This is a genomic window from Spirosoma jeollabukense, assembly GCF_054777855.1.
Map to the genome: position 1 here is coordinate 137,232 of NZ_BAAHAD010000010.1, position 23,563 is coordinate 160,794.

General features: G+C 50.6%; 17 protein-coding genes. 9 read left to right on the forward strand and 8 right to left on the reverse strand.

Annotated features, from left to right (window positions below; genetic code table 11):
- The first annotated feature begins 101 nt into the window (after positions 1–101).
- Positions 102–926 carry a mechanosensitive ion channel family protein gene (locus ACYVEA_RS27145; protein WP_461116568.1) on the forward strand — a complete coding sequence of 275 codons (825 nt, stop codon included), beginning with the start codon at positions 102–104 and terminating at the stop codon, positions 924–926.
- A 142-nt stretch (positions 927–1,068) separates the two neighbouring features.
- Positions 1,069–2,427 (forward strand): DUF6600 domain-containing protein, encoded by a 1,359-nt coding sequence (locus ACYVEA_RS27150; RefSeq protein WP_461116569.1) that lies wholly within the window; start codon positions 1,069–1,071, stop codon positions 2,425–2,427.
- Between the two features lie 72 nt (positions 2,428–2,499).
- On the opposite strand, the gene ACYVEA_RS27155 is transcribed toward ACYVEA_RS27150, so the two are convergent.
- Together ACYVEA_RS27155 and ACYVEA_RS27160 are read right to left on the reverse strand one after the other, a co-directional pair.
- The gene (locus ACYVEA_RS27155) at positions 2,500–3,375 is read right to left on the reverse strand and encodes an SDR family oxidoreductase (RefSeq protein ID WP_461116570.1); all 876 of its coding nucleotides are present in this window, start codon (positions 3,373–3,375) and stop codon (positions 2,500–2,502) included.
- A gap of 120 nt (positions 3,376–3,495) precedes the next feature.
- Positions 3,496–4,098, reverse strand: coding sequence for a TetR/AcrR family transcriptional regulator (locus ACYVEA_RS27160; RefSeq protein ID WP_461116571.1), 603 nt, complete (start codon positions 4,096–4,098; stop codon positions 3,496–3,498).
- Positions 4,099–4,226: 128 nt separating this feature from the next.
- Here ACYVEA_RS27160 and truA point away from each other — a divergent pair, with 128 nt between their 5' ends.
- From truA to ACYVEA_RS27190, 6 genes are all read left to right on the forward strand, one after another.
- Positions 4,227–5,000: a tRNA pseudouridine(38-40) synthase TruA gene (truA, locus tag ACYVEA_RS27165; RefSeq protein ID WP_461116572.1), complete on the forward strand. Its 774-nt coding sequence runs from the start codon at positions 4,227–4,229 to the stop codon at positions 4,998–5,000.
- A 209-nt stretch (positions 5,001–5,209) separates the two neighbouring features.
- The gene (locus tag ACYVEA_RS27170) at positions 5,210–6,091 is read left to right on the forward strand and encodes a cell division protein FtsX (protein ID WP_461116573.1); all 882 of its coding nucleotides are present in this window, start codon (positions 5,210–5,212) and stop codon (positions 6,089–6,091) included.
- A gap of 102 nt (positions 6,092–6,193) precedes the next feature.
- Positions 6,194–6,535, forward strand: a complete 342-nt coding sequence (locus ACYVEA_RS27175) for a DUF3098 domain-containing protein (RefSeq protein ID WP_461116574.1) — start codon at positions 6,194–6,196, stop codon at positions 6,533–6,535.
- A gap of 120 nt (positions 6,536–6,655) precedes the next feature.
- On the forward strand, positions 6,656–7,501 hold the full coding sequence (locus ACYVEA_RS27180) for an undecaprenyl-diphosphate phosphatase (RefSeq protein WP_461116575.1): 846 nt from the start codon (positions 6,656–6,658) through the stop codon (positions 7,499–7,501).
- A 105-nt stretch (positions 7,502–7,606) separates the two neighbouring features.
- Entirely contained in the window at positions 7,607–8,317 is a 711-nt protein-coding gene (truB, locus tag ACYVEA_RS27185; RefSeq protein ID WP_461116576.1) for a tRNA pseudouridine(55) synthase TruB, read from the forward strand.
- A complete protein-coding gene (locus ACYVEA_RS27190; protein WP_461116577.1) occupies positions 8,314–9,246 on the forward strand; it encodes a bifunctional riboflavin kinase/FAD synthetase in 933 nt (310 codons plus the stop codon). Before truB ends, ACYVEA_RS27190 begins: the two co-directional genes overlap by 4 nt.
- Before the next feature lie 67 nt (positions 9,247–9,313).
- Here ACYVEA_RS27190 and ACYVEA_RS27195 read toward each other — a convergent pair whose 3' ends face one another.
- Positions 9,314–10,540 carry a BaiN/RdsA family NAD(P)/FAD-dependent oxidoreductase gene (locus ACYVEA_RS27195; RefSeq protein WP_461116578.1) on the reverse strand — a complete coding sequence of 409 codons (1,227 nt, stop codon included), beginning with the start codon at positions 10,538–10,540 and terminating at the stop codon, positions 9,314–9,316.
- 129 nt (positions 10,541–10,669) lie between these two features.
- Here ACYVEA_RS27195 and ACYVEA_RS27200 point away from each other — a divergent pair, with 129 nt between their 5' ends.
- Complete coding sequence (locus ACYVEA_RS27200) at positions 10,670–11,716, forward strand: DNA/RNA non-specific endonuclease (protein ID WP_461116579.1); 1,047 nt, start codon at positions 10,670–10,672, stop codon at positions 11,714–11,716.
- Positions 11,717–11,755: 39 nt separating this feature from the next.
- On the opposite strand, the gene ACYVEA_RS27205 is transcribed toward ACYVEA_RS27200, so the two are convergent.
- The 5 genes from ACYVEA_RS27205 to ACYVEA_RS27225 form a co-directional block, all read right to left on the reverse strand.
- Complete coding sequence (locus tag ACYVEA_RS27205) at positions 11,756–15,319, reverse strand: hypothetical protein (RefSeq protein ID WP_461116580.1); 3,564 nt, start codon at positions 15,317–15,319, stop codon at positions 11,756–11,758.
- Between the two features lie 3 nt (positions 15,320–15,322).
- Positions 15,323–16,321 (reverse strand): AAA family ATPase, encoded by a 999-nt coding sequence (locus ACYVEA_RS27210; protein WP_461116581.1) that lies wholly within the window; start codon positions 16,319–16,321, stop codon positions 15,323–15,325.
- A 5-nt stretch (positions 16,322–16,326) separates the two neighbouring features.
- On the reverse strand, positions 16,327–17,886 hold the full coding sequence (locus tag ACYVEA_RS27215) for a CHAT domain-containing protein (protein ID WP_461116582.1): 1,560 nt from the start codon (positions 17,884–17,886) through the stop codon (positions 16,327–16,329).
- 116 nt (positions 17,887–18,002) lie between these two features.
- Positions 18,003–20,387, reverse strand: coding sequence for a tetratricopeptide repeat protein (locus tag ACYVEA_RS27220; protein ID WP_461116583.1), 2,385 nt, complete (start codon positions 20,385–20,387; stop codon positions 18,003–18,005).
- A 28-nt stretch (positions 20,388–20,415) separates the two neighbouring features.
- A complete protein-coding gene (locus tag ACYVEA_RS27225) occupies positions 20,416–23,478 on the reverse strand; it encodes a caspase family protein (protein WP_461116584.1) in 3,063 nt (1,020 codons plus the stop codon).
- Positions 23,479–23,563 lie beyond the last annotated feature (85 nt).

The window sequence follows — 23,563 nt, forward strand, 5'->3', positions numbered from 1 at the left end:
CTCGAGAAAAACGTAAAAATATAGTTAGTTTACTGATCGGTAAGGAGGTTACTTTTCTGTTTATTAGCGTCTGATTTCCAAACACTACTCCCCTTTTATTTATGGAACAGGCGCAAACCAGACTTGAGCTATTCTATAGCCAGGTACTAGCCTTTGCCACGCTTTATGGCGGCAAGGTATTACTGGCTATTATCACCCTATTTGTTGGCCTTTGGGTTATTGGTTGGATCTCGAAGCTTTTAACATCGACCATGACCAGGCGGCATGTCGATCGCGACGTGCAGCCGTTTCTTTTGTCGTTAGTGAATGGCTTACTACGTGTACTGTTGCTCCTGAGCATTGCCAGTACCTTAGGGGTTCAAACGACCTCGTTTGTCGCTATAATAGGGGCGGCAGGGCTGGCCGTTGGGCTGGCGCTTCAGGGCAGTCTGGCGAATTTTGCCGGTGGCATACTGATTTTAATTTTTAAGCCATTTAGAGTAGGTGATCTGATTTCGGCACAGGGCTTTACTGGTAATGTTGAAGCCATCCGTATTTTCGATACAACACTGGTCACGCTGGATAACAAGACGATTATTCTGCCAAATGGGTCATTATCAACGTCAGCGCTTACGAATATCAGTACCAAAGGTGTCATTCGGGTAGATCAGGTCTATGGTGTTGGGAGCCAGAATGATCTGGATGCTACGAAAGCGTCTATTCAAAAGGTAGTCGATGCCTGTCCATATGCGCTTAAAGATCGCCAGCACGACGTACTGATTGCCAAACTGAATCCAAATTCGCGCGAATATGATGTGCGCGTCTGGACGAAGAGTGAAAATTATTGGGATACCTATTATTACATGCTCGAAAACATTGCCCGGCAGTTTGGGAAAGATGGGATCGAAGCGCCCAAACCGAAAATGTTTATTACCAACGAAGCCTGATTTTTAGGTGCATATAGCTAAGACTTTCGCCCGACTGAATGAAACAGTCGGGCGATTTTTTTGTCGTACGTTAAACGTTTGATAGGCTAGGTAGTCTAATTTCCGATGAGTGCAAAAGCTCAGCACGTAACAGCGTAGCATCATGAATAGTCTGAATAAAATAAAACTGGTTGGTCTGATTGCGATACTTGCATTTGGTCCATTTGTTGCCCGCGATGCTACGGCTCAACCGGGCATAAGTGTTCCAGTACAAACGTTCTATAACGAACTCGCTCCCTATGGACAATGGTTGCCAAGCCCCAACTATGGTTCGGTCTGGGTGCCAAATGTTGGACCTGATTTTCAGCCCTATGCCACAGATGGTCACTGGGTTGTAACCGAATTCGGGAATACCTGGGTGTCCGATTACCCCTGGGGTTGGGCACCGTTTCACTACGGCCGCTGGTATTTCGATAATCAATATGGTTGGGCTTGGGTGCCGGGTAGTGACTGGGGACCAGCCTGGGTATCCTGGCGATCAGGAGGTGGCTACTACGGGTGGGCGCCCTTGGGACCTGGCTTGAATATCAATGTGAACATTAATATTCCTGCGCCATACTGGACATTTGTTCCGCAGATATACATCACAAGCCCGCGCTTGTACAGCTACCGTGTGCCCCGGCCTAACGTAGTGAACATTTACCAGAATACGACAATTATCAATAATATTTATCGCTCAAATAACCGTTCCTACGTGTACGGACCACCACGGGGCGACATTGAACGAATAACCCGCCAGTCGGTTCCTGTATACCGCATTGATCCAATGGATCGCCCCGGTCGTTCGATGGTTGGAAATGGTTCCGTAGGTTTTTACCGGCCTGGGCAGTCGTCGGGATACGGACAGAACTACGGGCGTAATGATCGGTTTGATAACACACCCCGCTCTGGTTATAATGGGAATAGTGAATCGAATCGCGGCAATTACGGTGGCGGAAATCGGGATTATAATGGCAACAATACGCCAAACCGAGACTACAACAACAGTAATAACAATTCGCCAGATCGGGATTATAATAGTAATTCAACACCTGGCCGGAATTACGACGGGAACAATAATTCCCCAAGTCGAGGTAATTATGGCGGTAACAATTCAACTGACCGAGGTGGAGCGTATAATAACAATACACCCACAACGCCGACACCAAATCGGGGCGGCTATTCACCGGGAGGCCCTCAGCCGAATAACTATTCGCCGAACAATACGCAACCGAGCGATAATTCGTCGGGTAATACGTCTCGAGGCAGCTATTCATCCGGCTCGTTGCCACTGCCAAACCGGTCGTTTGAGCGGGGTCAACAGCAGGGATCATCGAATAGCCAGCCGATGCAGGGCGGACGTAGCGATGGGGGGAATTTTCAGCGGATGCCGGAGAGTCGTGGCGGGCAGAGCCCACAAGCTGTTCCACAACCTCAGCGGCCCAGTATTGGTGGCGAACGCCAGGGCCGTGGACCGCGCTAAAGGATACTGAGTTGACCACAGAAAATCCTCACATTCAATTGAATGTGAGGATTTTCTGTTTCTGGCTTCGAATTATGCTGGAACTTCAGGACTTAACGAGCTGATGACTGCACCGGCCAGTTGCTCGGTACCCGCATTTAACTGCTGGACATAGGGAAGAATGGCACCAACGCCGATTGGGTACCAGATTGACCGTTGACCAGTGGGTGTTTCCACAATGTCGGCAATCAAGTCAGCCACTTCCTGTGGATCAGAACTGGTTTCGGAAGGGACAAATAAGCCCGCAACGGCAGATTTAAGCTGAAGCGTTTCGTCACTGTAATTTGCTTCTACCGATAAATTAGCGGGCGTTAGTTGCTTGGCAATGATATCCGTTGTGGGATAACTTCCGGGTTGAACAACGACGGAGTCGATACCGGACGCCCGGAGTTCATAATGATAGGTCTCGGCCAGCGCATCAATGGCTGATTTAGCAGCCACATAAGCACCCATGTGCGGCAAATGAAGCCGGGCCAAACCACTGGACAATTGAATGAGCAGCCCATTTTTCTGTTGGTGCATATAGGGAAGAATCGCCTTAATCAAGCGATCGGCTCCAATTACATTTACCTGGAAAATTTGATTAACCTGCTCTGAGCTAAACGATTCGTTCAGGCCGATGGCGGCAATACCGGCGTTATTAATCAATACGTCGATTTTTCCGTTTGCTTTGCCCGCTATTTCGGTAATGGCTGTTTTGATAGACGTATCGCTGGTTACATCTAGTTCCACGACTTGAATATTGGCATTATTGGCAACTGCCCACTGCTGAATCTGTTGCGCTGCCAAGGCGTTCGTTGTGCCGACATTGCGCATGGTGGCAAAAACAGTGTGTCCTTGTTTGGCCAGTGTCTGAGCCGTGAGTAAACCGAAACCACTGCTACTTCCGGTGAGAATGATGTTTTTCATTGGGATCTACTAAATTATATATACCGATCGGTATATGGGTTGATAAAAAAATAAAGCAATAATTGACTAACTGGCCTGCTTATCCATATACCAATCGGTATATGGATAAGCAAAAAAACATCAATTCACTTCGATAGCGTTGATCATTTCCTTAACTGTCTCTAATACACTACTCATGTACACATAATTTTTAGTGGATTTGCCAAGCAAAATGCCACCTTCAATCAAGGCTATCATGGACAACGCCAGCCGATTGGCATCTACATCAGCCCGGAATTCATGAGCCGCAATTCCTTGCTGGATAAGGTCTACAAGGTCGTTTTTCCATTGTAGCAATGCCTCTGCAACCCGTTGTCGTAAGGGTTCATTGGTATCATCAGCTTCCGTACCCGTATTCAGCAATGGACATCCACCCTCCGGTAAGGTTATATCCGCGCCACTGCCATACAGCGTGGCATAAACCAGCAGTTTGTCTTTGTAAGCTGAATAAGTGCTTATTTTATCGCGTGCTGCCTTGGCCCGATTGGCAGCATTATAATCGAAAACGGCCAGTGCTACGTCTTCCTTGTTTTCAAAATTTCCGTAAATACTTCCTTTCGTAAGCTTTGTGGCTTCCGTCAGGTCCGAGAGCGACGTACCCGCATAGCCCTTCACATTGAAGATACCAGCGGTACTTTCAATGATAAATTGACGGGTGCTTTCTGAGCGGGGTTGAAATTTCATGATGCAAATATACCGATCGGTATATGAATACCAAATTTTACAGTAGTTTATTTTTTAGCCGCGTATTTTCGTCCTGAAAAAGACGTAGTAAAATGACAACTGATCAGTAAGCGGTACTTTTGCGTGGTATGCGCTATTTTATTGAATTATCGTATCGGGGAACAGATTATCACGGTTGGCAGACGCAGGCCAATGGAGTAAGTGTTCAAGTTACACTTGAAGCGGCCTTAACGCAGCGCATCGGTACGCCAGTCTATATAATGGGAAGCGGTCGTACCGATGCCGGGGTCCATGCCCGGCAGCAGTTTGCTCATTTTGATAGTAATGAGCCATTACCTATAACGGACGCGTTTATTTACTCGCTCAACTGCATTCTGCCCGACGACATTACCATTCACGCTATTTTTCCCGTTGGAGATAAAGATCATGCCCGCTTTTCGGCGGTTTCCCGCTATTACCAATACCACATTACCCGGCAAAAAAATGCATTTCAGACGGGCCTGACGTATCATTTCAGGCCGTTGCTGAACGTAGCGTTGATGAATCAGGCTTGCCAGATACTCCTCCAGCATACCAATTTCCAGAGCTTCAGTAAGGCCCGTGCCAACGTAACGCACTTTCACTGCCGGCTTGATTTCGCTTATTGGGAACGCATAAACGAGGATTCTCTGACGTTTCATATCAAAGCCAATCGGTTCCTGTGGGGCATGGTACGTACTATAGTGGGGACAATGGTCGAAATAGGGCAGGAGCGGATGAGTCTTGACCGATTTGAGCAGATTATTCTGGCCAGAGACCGTACCGTAGCGGGTCGGGCGGCACCGGCCAATGGGTTATACCTCGTGGAAGTCGGTTATCCGGCGGAGGTGATGGTGGCACGGGGCATAGGGTTAAGGGAGTAGCACCCAAGTACCAATGGCGTGGGCAAGGTGAAATAATTTTGTTGATGTAGTAAACAAATTCCCCGCTTTATGCCCCCCTTGTGCTGCAATATCCCCCTGCTCTCTGCCCTTACCCCTCTGCCAGTTTGCCTATTTCCCTTAAAGTTTGTTAAATTCGGCCATTCAGTGGTTGAATAGGTTATTTTTGTTTCATAACACGAACCCCATAAATGGCTCGTAACAATAAGAAAGTAGGTGCGTATCCCAGCGGGATCATTCTGTTTAGTTTAACGCTGGCATTATTTTTAATTGGTTTTTGCGGGTTGCTGGCTATCCAGTCGAAGCGATTGGTAACCTACATCCGGGAGAACTACGAGGTTCGGGCTTTTCTGGATAAAGGTATTAAACTGAAAAAGATAAACGCTTTATACAAAACGATTGCTGACCGGCCTTATATACTGAAAGCCAATGGGACTCCTCAAATTAATCTGGTTACAAAAGAGGAAGCCGCTAAAGAGTTCATTGCTGAAACAAAGGAAGATTTTTCGAAGTTTTTAGGAGAGAATCCGCTGCACGACAGCTATCGGATCAAGCTCAATGAAGCCTATTTTGAAGAAGCTAAATTACAGGAAGTAAAGCAGGATTTAGAGCAGATTGATGGTGTGTTTGAAGTGGTGTATCAGGAAAATCTGGTGGACAAGATCAATCAAAACATTACCCAGATTTACATTGTGATGTCGGCTTTTGCATTGATTCTGCTCGTGATTATTGTTGTGCTGATGAACAATACCATTCGACTGGCGCTACATTCTCAGCGAATGCTGATTCGGAGCATGCAGTTAGTGGGGGCAACGAACGCTTTCATTACCCGGCCATTTCTGGGACGGGGTATGTGGCAGGGTTTTCTGGCTGGCGTTATGGCCGTCTTGCTACTTCTGGTCGGATGGGAGGTTGCCAAGCATAACATGCCTGAGCTGGAGGCTTTTCAGAGTATTGAGAAGATGGTTATTTTGATGGCCGGTATTATCGGATTGGGCGTTCTGATTGGTTTTCTTAGTACGTTTCAGGCGGTTAACCGGTATCTGGGCCTCACATTGGATGAGCTTTATTAATATAAAATGAATAATGTATAATGAGTGCTGAGAGTGAATAAGATAGGGTCGATAAACGGCCATTATTCATTTTACGTTATTCATTAAAAACACAAAAAGGATATGGCAAAAGATAAACAATATGGCTCAACGCTAACCCGCGATGAACCAGCCGCAAAAACAACAGTTACATCACCTGTAGCGCCAAAAACGGTTCCTACCCGTTCGTCGGTAACGGAGTCAACCCGCCGGGACGTAGTAGCTGCGGCTGCCATGCCATTTGGTCGGCAGAACTACATCTTGCTGCTGGCTGGCATTGGTATTATTCTGGCTGGATTCTTCATTATGAGCCTTGATAAAGAAGAATTTGGCTTTGGTTTTCTTGGCCTCACGCTCGGACCTATTGTGGTTATGAGCGGTTTTGTGGTCGAATTCTTTGCGATTCTTGTGAAGCCCAAGGCGTAAAAGTTATAAAGTTTACCGGTATTGAATGGTCCGCCGTAACGGTTGTAAGGTTTCCACTGGTAACTTTACAACCGCTACGGCGGACTATTTTGTGACTTTATACTTTTTACAACCTGCTAAATGGATCTTATTCACGCGATTGCGTTGGCTATCATTGAGGGATTAACTGAGTTTTTGCCCGTTTCCTCAACGGGTCACATGATTATCTACTCGTCGCTGGCGGGTATTGCCGGAAACGAATTCACCAAACTGTATACCGTCGACGTGCAATTCGGTTGCATTTTATCGGTCCTGGTGCTCTATCATCGCCGTTTCCTGACCGACACCCGTACCGGTACGTTTGTGGTTCCATCTTATCTGAAATCGGTACCGGTTCGCTTTCAACCAATGGCGGATTTTTATAGCAAAATCCTGATTGCTTTCCTGCCTGCGGCTGTTATTGGATTTCTCCTGAACGATTTCATCGATTCACTGCTCGAAAGCATTACCACCGTAGCTATCTCACTTCTGTTAGGTGGCATCGTACTCGTGTTTATTGATCGCATCGTGAATCGCCAGCCGAAGGATGGGGACGTAACGGTGCCGGACGCGATACGTATCGGATTCTTTCAGTGTATCGCTATGATTCCCGGTGTGTCACGGTCGGCTGCCACCATTATCGGTGGCATGTTTCAGGGATTGACCCGGACGCAGGCGGCTGAGTTTTCGTTTTTTCTCGCTGTGCCAACAATGGCCGCAGCGTCGGGATACAAGCTTCTTAAAACCTACAAGCTCCTACAACCCACTGACTACCAGACCTTACTGATTGGTAATGTGATTGCCTTTATCGTCGGCTTGCTTGCTATTCGTGGCTTTGTGGGTTTCCTGACGCGCTACGGATTCAAAGTATTTGGCTACTATCGAATCGCGCTTGGTTTGCTGTTGCTGGGATTAATGGCCGCTGGCGTGAAATTAGACGTGCTTTAAAATTAGTTCACAGAGATATAGCGAGGCAAACAAAGATTCGCAGAGGTTTGCTCTGAATCACTATCATGCCAACTCCATTATCTCTGTTTTTTTCCGTGTATCTCTGTGTTACAAGAAACCACACCACAACCCGATCCCGGCCAGGTTATTCTGATCGACAAGCCGCTTACCTGGACATCGTTCGACGTAGCGAACAAGCTCAAATACGCCTGTAAATTCAAGAAAATTGGCCATGCCGGAACACTCGATCCGCTGGCTACTGGTCTGCTTATGCTCTGTACAGGCAAGATGACCAAGCAGATCGATCAATATCAGGCGCAGGAAAAAGAGTACACGGGTACGCTTGTCCTGGGTAAAACTACGCCATCCGTCGATCTCGAAACTACGTTTGATGCGGAGTTCGATACGTCGGCCATTTCAATCGAACAAATTCAGGAAGCTGCCCGACAACTAACGGGCGATATTTTGCAGGTACCACCTATTTACTCGGCTATTCGGGTGAATGGGGAGCGGCTTTATGAAAAGGCCCGTCGGGGTGAAACGGCGGCTGGTGTCGAAGGGGGAATCAAGTCGCGGCAGGTTACGGTTTCCGTATTTGAGGTCAACGCCGAGCGTTTCCCTGAAGTTGATTTTCGTATTGTGTGTTCCAAAGGCACGTATATTCGCAGTTTAGTACGTGATTTAGGACTCTTGCTCAACAATGGTGCGTATATGAGCGGTCTTCGCCGGACGCGTATCGGCGATTTCTGGGTAGACGATGCGCATACCATTGAGAGTTTTATTAACACCTGCCGTCCACAACTAGTAAACGAATGATTATCCATACGGGTCTTGACGATATCCAGCCGATAGTGAATGCCGTGGTGACAAGTGGCACCTTCGATGGTGTTCATCGTGGCCATCAGACTATTTTATCCCGGCTAACGGAGGTTGCTAAAACGATTGGTGGGGAATCGGTCCTGATAACGTACTGGCCACATCCGCGCACCGTCGTTTCCAACGACAGCCTGAACCTGAAGCTGCTAACGACATTAGACGAGAAAATCGAACTCCTCGATCAGGCCGACGTCGATCATCTGGTTGTTATTCCTTTTACGCGGTCCTTCTCTCAGTTAACTTCTGAAGAATATATCCGGCAGATTCTGATTGATAAGATTGGAACCAAGAAACTGGTCATTGGCTACGATCACCGCTTTGGCCGCGACCGCGAGGGTGGCTTCGACTACATTCAGGCGCACCAGCGCGAATATGGATTTGAGGTTGAAGAAATTCCTCGCCAGGATATTGAAGCCGTCGGCGTAAGTTCGTCCAAAATTCGGTCGGCTTTGAATGAGGGGAATATTCAATCAGCGAATCAATTTCTAGGTCGTCCCTACAGCCTGACGGGGACGATTGTGAAAGGGCGGCAGCTAGGTCGCACGATTGGCTTTCCGACGGCTAATATGCAGGTCGATGACCCGGTTAAACTTATTCCGGCCAATGGCGTCTATGCCGTGGAGGTGCTTTACGCCGGACAGACGCTGGGAGGAATGCTTAACATTGGCTTCCGGCCAACGGTTGCTGGTACACATCAAACCATCGAAACCTACATTTTTGACTTTGATAAGGACATTTACGGCGAACACCTGACGCTTAAATTCCGTGAATTTCTACGCCCGGAGCAGAAATTCGACGGTCTTCCTGCCCTTGTAGCACAGCTAAAAATTGATGAGGAAGCGGCAAGGGATGTGTTGAGATTGCCTTGATAAACCTAAACAGGCAGTCGTGCCACCGGTCTGACCGGTGGCACGACTGCCTGTTTATCTTCTCTTGTCACAACCCAATATTCAACCCCGCTACGTAGCCGGTTGTCCAGGCGCTCTGGAAATTGAATCCGCCCGTGATGCCATCGACATCAAGCACTTCGCCTGCAAAAAACAACCCAGGTTGAGCCTTGCTCTCAAGCGTTTGTACATTCAGACTGTCGAACATGACCCCCCCGCAGGTCACGAATTCGTCTTTGAACGTGCTTTTGCCAGCTACCTGAAACTGACTGTTTGTTAGCCGTTCAATTAGTTTGTTCAGTGGTTTAGCGGGTAGGTCGGCCCAGCGTTGTGTTTCGGGAATGTCTACTGCCGAGGCCAGCGCCTGCCAGAGTCGACTCGGTAGCCCCAACGGGTTCTGGGAAACGACTTGTTTGCGCCCGTTCTGTTGCCGGAAGTTCTGCAACGTAGTACGTAACTCATTTTCGTTCAGTGTGGGTACCCAATTCACGCGAAGCATGAATTGGTAATTAGTATCAGCTAAATCGCGGGCCGCCCAGGCTGAGAGACGTAGTATAACCGGGCCGCTGAATCCCCAATGCGTTAGCAATAAAGGCCCGCGCTGTTCCTGCTTCGTTCCCACCACATACACTTTTGCATCGGGCACCGCTACACCGGCCAGCGATAGAAATGGACTATCAGGAATGTTGAATGTGAACAGCGACGGTACGGGTGGGATAATGGATTCAGCCGGTTCAGGCAACCAGCCATACGAAGCCAATTGTGGGTAGCCACCCGTTGCGATCATCACCCGGTTGGCGCTAATCGTTTCGCCAGTCAGCAGATGAACCATCCAGTCGGATGATTCGCTACGTCGAATTTCGGCAACGCCACAGCTAGTACGAACCTGGATGCCCAGCCGTCGGGCGGTTGTGAGCAGGCAGTCAACAATTGTATCGGAGGTGTTAGTCGCCGGAAACATGCGCCCATCTGCTTCCGTTTTCAGAGGTACCCCCCGCTCTTCGAACCATTTTACAGTGGCGGTGGCATCGAATTGAGTCACCAATGAACGTAGTGGTTTTTCCCCACGTGGGTAATGTTTAACGAGCTGTCGATTGTCAAAACAGGCGTGGGTAACATTGCAGCGCCCCCCACCCGAAATGCGGACTTTGTTAAGTACCGTGCGGTTTTTTTCGAGAATTGTAACGCGGGCGTTAGGAAACGTTTCGGCTGCCGTTATGGCGCCAAAGAAACCGGCTGCTCCCCCGCCGATTACGACAATAGTTAACGATGACATGGGTTTTCAACAGTTGTATACGGTATACGGTTCACGGTTTAGTGATTCAGACTGTCAGTTCAACGATCATCCGTATGAAATCGTAAACCTTGAACCCTAAACCCTAAACACTTGTGTAACTTTACCGCTATGCGATTCAATCCTCGACCTCCCTCCAAAAACTATCATCGCCGGGGTTTCCGCCTGCGGGGTAATACGCTCGTTCTGCTCTTCGTGTTTTTCCTGATTGGCTTGTTTCTTCACTACGGCGGCCGAACCCAGCCGGTTGTTGCTTTCTGGAATGATTTCCGGCAGATCATCGGCCTGGGCCGTTCTAAATCGGAACCCAGAGAAGACAATCCCTACAAAGCACCAGAGCCTGGCAAGTCGGAACGGGGCGGAGCTTCGTCAACGGAAAGCGAAGCCAGCGATACCAAAGGCAATGCGCCATCTCCATCAGCAGGATCACCCAAAACGGTACGGTTTGACTTCGAGAAACAGGTTGACTTTATGTTGCCGGTGTCCAAATCGGGCCATGAACTGATCCGTCATGAAGGCTACACGCTGAGTTATCGCGATGAGTACAAAGATGCCGAATGGGTCGCCTACCCGTTGCTGGATTACGAAACCACGGGCGATGCCGACCGCAAATACGAGCAGTTTAAGCCCGATCCGGAAGTATCAGGCGGCACGGCCCTTCCATCCGATTATACCCGTTCGGGTTACGATCGGGGGCATTTGGCACCGGCTGGCGATTTTAAGTTTTCGCAGCGCATGATGAAAGAAACCTTCTTTATGAGCAACATAACCCCCCAAACACCGGATTTTAATCGGGGAATATGGAAAGAACTCGAAGAGCAGGTGCGGGCGTGGGCAATACGTGATAATGGTCTCTACGTCATAACGGGCGCTGTACTAAAACCCGGTTTGCCAACCATCGGCAAAGCCACGGAAGTCAGTGTGCCCGAGAAGTTTTACAAAGTAATTTTGTACTCCAACAAGCCCGACATCCGCATGATTGGCTTCCTGCTGAACAACGAAGGGTCAACAAGTTCACTCAAGCAATTTGTGGTGCCCGTCGACCAGATTGAGCAACTAACGGGCATCGACTTCTTCCCCAAAATCCCCGACGAGCTGGAGCGGAAGCTGGAGAGCAAAGGGCGTAGTGAAATGGTGGATGAGTGGTTTAGCAACTGAATCAGCGCACTTCACTACCAGGCACACGGACACATAGCGTCATCTTGCTGTGGGCGATGATCTTCGGTACAGCGTCCATTGGATGAGGCCATTTGTGGAGCGCTCAACCAGGACATAATTGACGGGTTGCTTGCTGTACAGACGTTCCTGAGTGGAGCCACACCGCCAATCCACTACGTCGACGGCCTGGGCCAATGGAATAAGAACGGATTCTCCCGGACGTATTGTTTTATCCTGAACCGATACCTCGTTCTCGAGACATTTGCCCTGTTCACGGCTTACCTGGCTTAATCCCAGCGTTTTAATTTGCTCTGCAATTGGCAGCGCCTGCTGAATCGGCTGTTGCTGAATCGGTTGTTGCTGAACGGGGGAATATCCTGGGTTTTTTGACCGCGGATTAGTCGTCGGCGCTACGTTGGTTTGCGCGGGATTCGTTTCCGAAGCGGTTCTATCTCTCACGGAATCGGCCTTGGGACGTTGTTGGACTGGATTTGTTCCGGTAATGGAGTCTTGAGCATAGCTTGGCGTAGTGGTGCGTATGTCTGGGTATTTGGTAATTGGTGTTTTAGCGATAGGGCGTTTATTGGCCTTCGTTATCGTGGTTTTTTTGGTTGCTGGTTTGGCTTTGGCCGGACGATTATCCGGGATGATCGAAGGGTTGATTGCCGACTCAGTTGGAATGGCTGTCGGTGGTGGAGCAGAAATTGATGCTGCTATCGGGAAGTTTGTCGTCTGACGGGGACCACCAAAATACAGAACGGCTCTAGCTGCTTCGATGCTCACCAATGAATCGCGTTCCAGGGGCGTTGGTTTGAATGCCATCAGGCTGAGGCTGTCCTGCTTCGTAACGTAACGCGTTGTTGCCATTTCCAGGATTCCCGGCGTTTGGAATGCCTTTTTAGCGGCATCGATGCTGGCGTTAATGGCTGGTTGATCGACTGGATTTCCAACGGAGATCGACTGATTCTGGCTACCCCGTACCGACGCACGATTGACGGCCTGAACGTACCGGAAAATGGAATCGGTAGGGACGTTGGTCGTTAGCAACATCAGGTAATTTCGGGTGGTGACGCTGTCCGGCACCCAATCGTCATCAAACAGTTTGAATGGACGCAGTAAGGTGAGAACGCCGTTGTTGGGACTCACTACGTTGTCAATAGAAACCAGATCCCGGGGGCCGTACGAATTCGTTGTCCGATCAAATAACGATACCCCTAGATTATAGCGGGCTACGTTCAGGTTATAAACCGCAGCGAACGTAAGTCGCTGACGTAGTGATCTGTATAACAACGTAATTGCCTCTTTATGAAGACTTTCGTACAGTTTTCGACTGGGTCGGGCAAAGACATCGACGGCCCGGTTGTTGTAATAGGCCGCACTGTCAACCGATGCTACATCGAGTTTATAGAAAGGTACGGCCCAGGACGCCATCTGCGTTTGCGGGGGTGTCACGTAGAGCAGGAGGGGAGCCAGCATCAACAGCAGCATTAGCGCCAGCGGGATGTATTGATTCCTGATTTTTGATGTCTGATGCCGCTTATGCAGCTGCTGCCGAACGGCGGGGTCTTTGATCAGATCGGTTTCGTAGTAGGGCGCGAGCTGGTGCAGATTGGTTTGCCCGATATGAAGTTCCTGCTCCCACATTCGTACCTGACGCTCCTGATAGGCCATACTCCCCGGTGTCGGCCGGAGTTCGTTTAATAAGTCGATTACCGTTTGCCGGGCTATTGGTTCGATATCGGATCGCAGGCGGGTGAGTAGGTTGGTGCGGAGCGGCTCCGGTATGGTGTCTTGCCGAAGCCAGGGTAACGCTGTCAATTTCAGTAAGTTCGTAGTCGTAACTAACCCTTCGATCGTAAACGTTGCTTCGAGTGCCTTCCCGATGGCGAGGGTTATAGCCCAGTCGGGTGTGGGGAAAACGGCCGTTGCGCAGGCCCACTGAATCAGCCAGTCCTGTAGGTCAGCCGATATGAGGATTGTGCCGGCAGGCTGCCGCAAAAAAAGCTCGACATCAGCCACGGTAAGTTTGGCTACTGACTTACCAAAAATGCCCCGGTCGGGGGTGCCCGGCAACACCTCGAACTGACGTAGCAGATCCTCATAGGCTGGTGTGCTTTCGCCCTGTCCGAAATAATCGCGCAGCCGTAACTGTCCGTCGGGAGTGGCGGGCAGGAGGATAAAAAAACGACTTAGCGCGGCTTCGAGGTAGTTCCAGTTTTGCGGATATACGGGCGTCAGCAGGGCGCGGTTGTCCCAGCCAGCCAGCGCTTCGGTTACCCAGGTGGCTACTTCGCCAGTGTCATAATCGAGCAGCCGATTTCCTTCCGTGACCAGCGTCAGGTAGTGCGTGCCGTAGAGCCGGTAAATGTCGGCAATGGATAAGCCTTTGGGGTATTGTTCGCTCCAGGCGTAGCGGGGATCACCATGAAAGAAAAATACGTCCATCTCCACGTCGCGGGTGGTCAGTACACTCGTCAGGTAACCATACAGTCGGGTCTGCTGATCGTAGGCCGATCGATCATCGAGCAGGACCAGATAGCGTGGCCGTCGTTTGATCTTTTCATACTGGATCGTCGGCATGCCACCGTTACGTATCGTCTGGCTAATGGTGGCGTTAACAGATAAGATCCGGCGGTCACTCTCTTCGCGCTGCTGCAATTGCTGCGCCCAGTTCAGGAGGGACGCGCTGGGCTGAATACCATTTTCCTGATGGGGGAAACTCAGAAAGAAGGGCCCCGTTGAAGGGCGCTCAACGGACTTCACCTGGCTTCGCCGAAACAAACGTGTCCATAAACCCGCACCGAGCAAACCCCCTAACCCCATCAATAGTAAGGGGACCCAGCCCGACAGCGAATACTGTTTCTGCTCGGCCGATCGACGAAACGACAGGGGCGTTGGGTTGTACTCACTTGGTTCTGGAGATGGTGGCGGTATACTGGTGCAACCAATCGCTTTGACCGTAACGTTGCCTAACGAGGACTGATTAACAGCCGTTTTGAACCGATGGGAAACGAGAACTTCTTTCGTAACGACCGAATCAGAACCATCCCCAAAATTCCACTGATAGGCCTGCTGATTTTTTAAACCAGGGCTTCGGTTGATGAACGTTATGGAATCGCCCTGCGTGGCCTGCACCCCAAAGTCAACCGTACAATTTACCTCTATAATGACGGGCGTCTCGTCTTTCTTTTTCTTCGGATACTTCCAGAAAAACAGGCCAATGACTATGCTCATAGCCGCTAGGGACAGCGCCAGCCACAGGTAGCGAAAGGAAGTGGGAGTCGGGGAAACATCGTCATTGCCCGCAGGTTCATTTTCCGTTGACGTAGTTTCGTTGTGGCCGCCCGGCCGCATGACCGAATCAAACAGGGCCGCGAATTGCTCCTGTTCGGTGTCTGTCCGGCAAACAATGGGGCCAATTAATTCACGTAGCGTCTGAGTCGATTCGTCTGCTACGCCGGTGGGCAGACCATCCGGGAAAATGCGGCCAACCACCTTAAACACGCGATCATACACGCCGGGGCCAATGGCAAACCCTGCGGCATGGAGCCGTTCGAGCAGTTCCCCCACTGGAACAGGTTTATGGATTTGCTCGTTGGGCATGGCTTAAAGCTCCGTTTTGAGCCGAACCAGATCGTCGGGGTGTTTCGCCAGAATACTCAGGCTCGACAATTTTGTGTCGGCGGGCAGGTTCGGTAGACTTACATCGGCCAGGATTTCTTTCCGCAGGAAAAACAGCCAGCTAATCAACTCAGACGTAGCGGGTTTCTTTTTCAGATTAATTCCCCGCAGGCCGATAAATTTGGTGATGTATTCGTCAAGCCGATTGTCGACGGTCGTGCGCAGGACTTCATTGGACTGATAAAAGGGTTCACGTCCGAAGACCTGGCGGGTAACGATACGTTTGAGCTGTTCGGCATCGGGAAACTCAATGTGGAAAAATACGCACCGACGCAGGAAGGCGTCGGGCAGGTTCTTCTCCGAATTGCTGGTCAGCATCACGATAATGGGATGGGCATCACCTTTGCGATACGTCTGGCTGCCATCTTCGCGCACGGTAAATTCGTAGCGGTCCAGTTCATTGAGCAGATCATTGGCAAAATCGCGTGGCGCTTTATCGACCTCATCAATCAGCACCACCGAGCCTTTCGACGTCGTTCCGTCCACATCCGGCAGCGGCAGATACCGGCCAGGCACGGGATCGTGGCTGAGCAGAATAGCCTGCCCCAGCGCCTGTAACTGAATAAAATCGGCCGTCTGGGGGGGCACCGGATTGTTCTGCAAATGGGCGGCATGAAAATGCCCCATCGCATCGTAGGTGTAAAACAGGTCGGTAGCCGACGACGTAGTTTTGGTTGAAAACAACAAGGGCGTCGGCAGAAAATTGCCGTTGGTTTCTTCGGCTAAATCAGCGGCCACTTTATAGGCCAGTTGTGTTTTGCCCGTTCCCGGCTCACCCGTCAGTAGCAGCGGCTGTTTCAGTAATATGGCGACCCGAACCGCGTTGTAAAGCGCTGAATCCGCAATATAATCGGGTGGATTAGGGCGTAGCCGGGGCTGGGCCAGGTCGGCGGGGTCAAATGAAAAACGGTCTACTAAAGCCATGAGGATCAGGTGGGTTTGCTGTTTACGGCTTCGATAAGGTCAAGCAATTGATTTTCGAGTGTCTCGACGTTGGTTTGTCGATAAAGCGTTTGAACAAACGTCTCGTCGGGACTCGTCGTAGAAAACGGCCGGTAATGGTCATTCAGCCAGTTGTCGATGTCATCCTGCGCGGGCACCTTCAGGAATTTGTAATCCTTGTTTATCACGTACCACTGCCAGTTGTCCGTTCGGATCGCATCGAAACGGGCAATCAACTTCTTTAGCGGACTGGACGAAAACAACGAATTCCAAAACGTTTTCTCCTGCACAACGGTCCAGAAAAACAGGAAAGATGGCTGACCGGTCGGCAGGTTACTTTCCTGGTGGTTCAGATATGTAATAGCCTCGCCAATGGCCTTAATATTGGCATCGGTCAGGTCGTCGGCCTGAATCCGAAAAGCAATAAAGACAAACTCACGCTGCTTGAACGCGTTCTGATTGAAAATTTCCGTGCAAAGATCATCGGCGCTTCGAATGCCAACATTGACGAAAGGCGGGGGAGGCCCTGCTACGGCCAGCAGCAACCGACTCAGTACGTGTACCGCCGATACGTCACTTCGGCTCAGATCCACCACTTTCGTGTCGTTAAACAGATCGCTGAAGGAGTAGTAATAGAATTGCCGGTTACGGGTTTGCATAATGCTCTCGTAAAAGAGCTTGCGAATCAGGCCAAGGGGCGACTCAGGCCGGGCACCTGCCAGCAGATAATGCTGAATCCGGGGCCGGTTGGGGTTGCGGTACGGATCAAAATAGCCATTGAAAATGTCTACGTAATCGGCGTGACTACGCTCACAGACATACGCTTTCTCGGGATTGATGCGCGGTTTGCCCAGTTGATACGTGATACGCCACCAGTTTATGTCTGTTACAATAGCCGGACCTGTATCCTGCGTATAGAGTCCCCAGATAGTCTCGGTCGTGGGCCGGGTATCGAGCATCCCCCGCGTCTGGGCCGACTCGCTCACCGACTCCGGCAGGAGCTTGTCTAACTGCTTCGTTCTGAGTAGCAAAATCGCGTCGCGGTAGGCATCCTGAATGGATTTGCCCGCGCACAATGTCTGGTGGAATGAAATCGCAAAATCCTTGGCGTGCGTGTCCTTCACCGCGCACTGAGTGGCCACCATCGCCCGGATACTCCGCCGAAAGAACGTAGCAACCTGGTCGCGGGTGGAGCAGCCGTTCAGGACCACTAGTTTGAGGTTTGGCGCATAAGCCGCCAGCAGTCCGGCGATACCATCGGGCCCACCGGCACCGTCGTTGAGCAACAGTTCGTCGTGCCCCGCGTGCCCGCTGAAGTGAAACAGTACAATGCGATTGCCGTACAGTTTAATATCTTCGATGATACGATCCTGATTGGACAGCCCGTTGCCCCGCGCTACGTATTTGACCGAAATGGGGTTCTGCGGTTGATCGGTCGCTTTCTCCCAGGCCAGTTGAATGGCATTGGCTTCCTGCTGTAGCATGTCCAGATGCGCCTGATCCTGACTCTGGGCAAAGTAACTCAGAATAACGGGCAGATCGTTCATGGTGCACGGATAAAGAAGTCAGTATTATTTCTTGAAATTGCCTTTTTCGTCCGAGCTTGGCAAGGGGAGCCGCGTAGCTTTTAGGGAACGGTAAATGGGAAGGAGGGACGTAGCGGTTATTGGTCCGGCGGCTTTATGGAATCTTTAACTTGTTGCAGAAACACGTCGGGGTCTTCGCCCCAAGCTTTAACGATGTTCAATGCATCCTCAACCGGTGTGGGTAATTCTTCCGTAAACGGCAGTGAGCAACGTATCGCTTCTTCCGCATAGCGTAGCGAGAGCGCTTTGTCGACGTAGCACTTGTGGTAGAAACCGCTCAGGTTAGCGGCTACCTGGGCTGCATCGGATTTGTAGATGTCTGGCTTTTCGGCCGCCAGTTGCCGATACGTTCTCAGGGATTCTTCATAAAGGGGTTGTGCCAGATTATACAAAGCCTGATCGGCATAGAAATCGCCCAGATTGTTTTGTGCCATAGCCACCTTCGCCAAATACGTCTTGTTGAGATGGGCTAGCTGCTGGTAAATGTGGAGGGCTTCTTCAAATAAAGGGCCTGCCTGTGAATTGTTGGGCAAATTGGCCAGATTATTAAGCGTCTGCGCCACCGCTGGCAGGTAGATATGAGGATTGGCTACCGCCATTTCCTCCCTGATTTTCAGGGCTTCTTCATAGAGTACCCGGGCCGTCTGGGGTTCGGTGCTTTGCTCGTTATATAAATCGGCCAGGTTGTTCAGGGTCTGGGCTACGCCGGGTAAGTAAGTTTGAGGACTCGTTATGGCATGCTCTCGTCTAATCGCCAGCGCTTCTTCGTACAGCCTTTTCGCCTGATCAAACAGGTGCTGGCGGGCGTATAAATCGGCCATATTGTTGAGCGTTCTGGCCATGTCTCCCGCGTATTGCGGAAGATCCATCTCCCGATACATCCTGAGCGCTTGTTCGTAAAGCGACCCAGCTTTGGCCAACTCGTTTTGTCTGGTATAGACAAAGGCCAGATTGTTAAGTAACAGGGCCACTTTCGGTGTATACTCGACGGCACTACGTTGCGCTAGCTGCTGGTAGGTAGTCAGCGCTTGTTCATAAAGCAGTTGTGCTTTGGCAAACTCATGCTGGTTTGTGTGAATAGCCGCCAGATTGTTCTGTACCTGGGCTACTTTGGGCAGATACAATTCAGGATCAGTCTGGGCGACTCGTTGCCTGAAGTGCAAGGCTTCCTCATAGAGCGATTGCGCCTGGCTGAATTCGGCCTGCTCATGAAGGAATTTGCCATAGGCAAACAGGTTATCCTGATTTCGATCCGCTTTCAGCGATTGCTCAAAATAAGTTCTGGCTTGCTCAGCAGAGTCTGGGCCAGCGTTGATGGACGATAATTTGGCCAGGATCAGGTATTCATTGGCTTTGTCAAGGAGTGGCCGATCTGTGTCGACGGCTGCATTGTCTTTCTGGCCGAGTAACTCAGCAAGCTCCGTTTGCATCAACGCCGGTTGCTCATCAAAAATAGCTTGGGCTTTTTCATATTCGCCCGCGTCAAAGTAGTGCCTGGCTGTCTTCAGCCGTTCGGTGTTGAGCGGGATGTGGGCGAACTCGTCTGCGAGTTTCAGCACTGCGTTGATCAGAGTATCTATTTTAGTTTGCACCTCACTACGTTGGTCGCCTGTTTCCAGTAGCAGTTCACGTAGCAGCAGATCATTTGGCTGGTTGCGCACATCTTTCAATTGCCAGTTAAACCGATTGTTGAGTTTGTCCAATTGCCCTTTCAGCGCCCGGTATTGGGGCGTATCGTAAAAATTGGCTGGCAATTGGCCGGTGTTAGACGTATCACTAATATCCCACCAATGGCGATTGTCGACCTCTTTTTCACTATTATCCTGAACATAGAGGCCCCAAATCTGACTTGTTTCGGGCGTAGTGTCGAGCATGCTTCGGGAGATGGGCGACTCCCTGACAACGGCTGGTAGTAATTGACGCAGTTCTTTCTTGGTGCTGATATTGGTCAGGGCATCTTTATAGGCCTGCGGAATGGTTTTTCCCGAACACAGCTTTCTATGAAACTCAATAGCGAACTCAGTTGCGTGCGTATCTTTCACGGCACAATGAGTGGCTATGACGGCACGGATACCCTGCTGAAACATGGCCTCGACCTGCTTGAACGTAGAGCAACCATTGAGTATGACCAGTTGAAGATGGGGCAATTCTTTTTTCAAAAGCCCCGCAATACCCGTGGGATCGCCTTCGCCATCGCTGAATGCCAGAGAACTAGGCCCGGCGTGTCCACTGAACTGGAACAGAACGATACGTCGGTTGTAGGTTTCAATGTCTTCAATGACGCTATCCCGTTTCGACAGGTCGTTATCACGCGTCAGGCAGACAACCTGAATCGGGTCATCGCTGGCATTGGCGTTCACCCAGGCATTATTGATCGCTTTCTGTTCCCGCTCCAGGGTTTGCAAATGCGCCTGATCCTGATTTTGCGCGAAGTAGCATAAGATAACGGGCAGAGCACTCATGGCGCGGCTTAAGAGTTTCAAACTTACATCACTGACTCACCAATTCATCGATCCGCACTTTAAACTTTTCGGCCACGCGGGCAAAGCCTTCGCCGTTGGGGTGGATCTCGTCGTACCACTCGTTATCGGGTACGGTGCCTAATGTCGGAATATACGAAACCATCGGGAAATCTTTTGCTACGTCTTTGAGCCGCCTGCTGAACTCATCCAGAATATAGTGCAGAATGGCTTTACGCGTGTCGTTATCGGTAATGCCTTTTTCAATCATGTAGCGGCCCAGCCAGCCTTTGTTCGTGACAGATAGCGGGATAACGTAGTCGTACCCATGCACCAGAATGGGTAAATCAGGGCGTTTCGCTTGCAGGGTTTGAAACAGCGTGCGGTACATGGCCTGAAGACTGTCCAGATCAGACGCCAGCAGATTATCGAGGTAGGCTTCCGGCGCCGACCCCGCCGGAACACCGGCTTTGATGTAGCGACGGAATTGCTCACCCAGGATGTCGTTGCCGCCACCACTCAGGACAAAAACGCGCGGTTGCTGCTCCTCGATGGCGTTGAGGTATTCTTCAATCGGTGGCGCGCCAATGGGCATCGTGATGTTACGTAACGTATCGCCAGCGGCAGCCACGCAGTAGATAGCGTAGTGCGCCGACAAATGATCGATAGTATCGCTTACAAGCGGGTGCTGGAACCATGAATCACCTTCCGAAACAAGTTTGATCCGATCGGGGAATTCTTTCAGCGTTCGTTTATAGCGTTGGTTCCGGCGGGCGCGGGCAATCTTGTTGGCCAGTGCCAGGCCCCATTCGCCGAAAATACCTTTTTCACGTAGCGGTACGTTGGCAGTCAGGTCTTGCAGGACAGACTTCAACTGGATATTGGCTAATTTGTCGTCGGGCGCATTGTCAAAATAAAGACCCAGGGCAAAGTCCATCAACCGGTCGTCGCTGAGCATCGCCTGGATGGTTGTTTGCTCAACTTTGTTATAAGTTGGATTCTGCCAGTGCAGCGCAATTGTTTGCGTGGTCCAGCCTCGTACAGGAGCTTTCTGTTTTAACATGCCTACCCCTTTTCGCGTCATTTCTCCCCGAGTGCCCTGATCGGCTAACGTTGGTGGTTCGGGGAGAGGGTCCAATTGCATCTCAAAGGGATCGAAGGTTTCGGTGCTGGCAATGAATTTGACATACTCCACGCGCTCCGGCCAGTTATAAAGCGTAATGGTATCGCTCAGGTTGAATGGAATAGTGGGGTTGCCTTCATAGGCAAAACCAATACTTGCCTCCTTTTCCAACCGGAACACCTCGTCTGGCAGAAAGGATAAATAGGATTCGAGTCCCATTGTCAGATAGAGGGCGCTGACATACAGATCCACCCCAGATACGTTGGTGATTTCGACCCGCATCGGGAATTGCCAAGTGTCGTTTATTTTTTCGCAGCTTAGTTTGACAGACGAGCCGCTTTCAATAGTAATCGGTTTTTCTGCTCCATCGGCACCTACCAGCCAGAGTTTAACGTCGAGCGGATTGTCTTTCAGTTTATTGATCTGGCTTTGGTTGGTTAACTGACGGATGTACTCCCAACGGGCTACGTGGTTGAGGTCAGACGCCAGTACGTCAAGTGCATCGGTGGAATTTGCTTCGATGGGCATTGCCAGGGGGCGGTAGGCATTGCCGTCGTCAGGGGCGGTGCTGAGGATGGGATAAGTCAGGTAATACTGCCCTTTACGACCCCGCACTACGTAGTTGGCTTTTGGCTGACTGGCGTTAGCTGTTGCCAAATTCGCCTGTTTAGTCACGCTGGCAGGCTTTTCATCGGCTTCGTCGACTACTTCCAGCCGGTCACCCATCTGTTCACCAAGGTTATCGAGCAACGTAGCGCGGGCTTCCCGGCTGGTGTCTTCCAGTTGAAAACCCACGCGGATGGTCTGGGCCAAAATACCCGCGATGTGCGTCTGATAGTCAATGTCTTCGTCGGGTTCATTGACGTCTGTTGGGTCTGGGACCAGCGTAGTGAAGTCGGGAAAGACTTGTTTTAGTGTAAACCTGACGGACGGACGTTTACCGGCTGGATCAATGCCGGTTACATACTCATGTGACTCACCTATACCCTGAATGGCCCCTTTGTTCAGCGTCCAGCCCGCCGAATTATGGATAATGAGCCCCGTCAGGGCTGTATCCTTCTGATCGGCCCGGTTCAGAAACGTTCGATAGAGTAAGCCGTGAGATCCCCCCGCTACCCGGAATCGGGGCTGCTGTTCATAGACAGTACGTAGGTAGGCCCGCACTTTGCTTTGCAGGTCCAGATACGTAATACGGCCTTCGGCTCGGTTAAGAATGGTAATCAGCGCTTTCGTGAACACCCCTTCTCCGCCTACTTCCACCGCCGACTGGTGGGAATCACAAGCCGCCAGATGCACATGAACACCTTCGGGCAGGACGGCACTCGTGCCTTTTTGCTGCACTTCGTCGCGGCTAATGCTATCGCCAAAAATGAAATCTGACCAGAGCCGATTTCCGAAAACGATGGGAATTCGTTTCTCAACGGGCTTTTTATCCGGAAATTCTGCCTGCGCTACGTCAACCGCGCGCGTGTTGTCGCCCGAATGGCAGCAGTCGAAGAGGGTGACGATGTGGGGCTTTTTCTCGTTCCAGAGTTCATGGATCAGGTAGCGAAGCTCCTTGTCGGCCAGCCGGAAGTTATTGACATTGGTTTCATCGTAATAACAGGCCAGGCATTCGAGTCCGCTATCGGTTTCGTCCTGCCAGACCGAGTCGGCCAACTCTTGTGTGCCATGTCCCGAGAAATAAAACAGTGCTACGTCGTTCGGTCCGGCCTGACCCAGATGTTCCCGAAATTGACTGACAATTTCGTGTTTGGTGGCCTCTTTATTCGACAAACGTTTGGGGTGCAACTCGAAACTCGTCTGGCGGCTCAGGTAGTCAGCCATTTTATCGGCGTCGGCCACACACCCGTGGAGTTGTGGAAAACGGGCGACGTTGTCAACAATCAGGTCAGCTCGGTAATCGTTAATGCCAATGATTAATGAATACAGCTTTGGTTGAGGGGTATCGGGTGCAGGATCGGTATTCATCAGGATAAAGTTTAAGGAAAGAGGTTTGGCAGGTGGATTCGGATAAAGTACGTCTGTCTTTTAATTCGTCAAAGCGGCTCGCAGC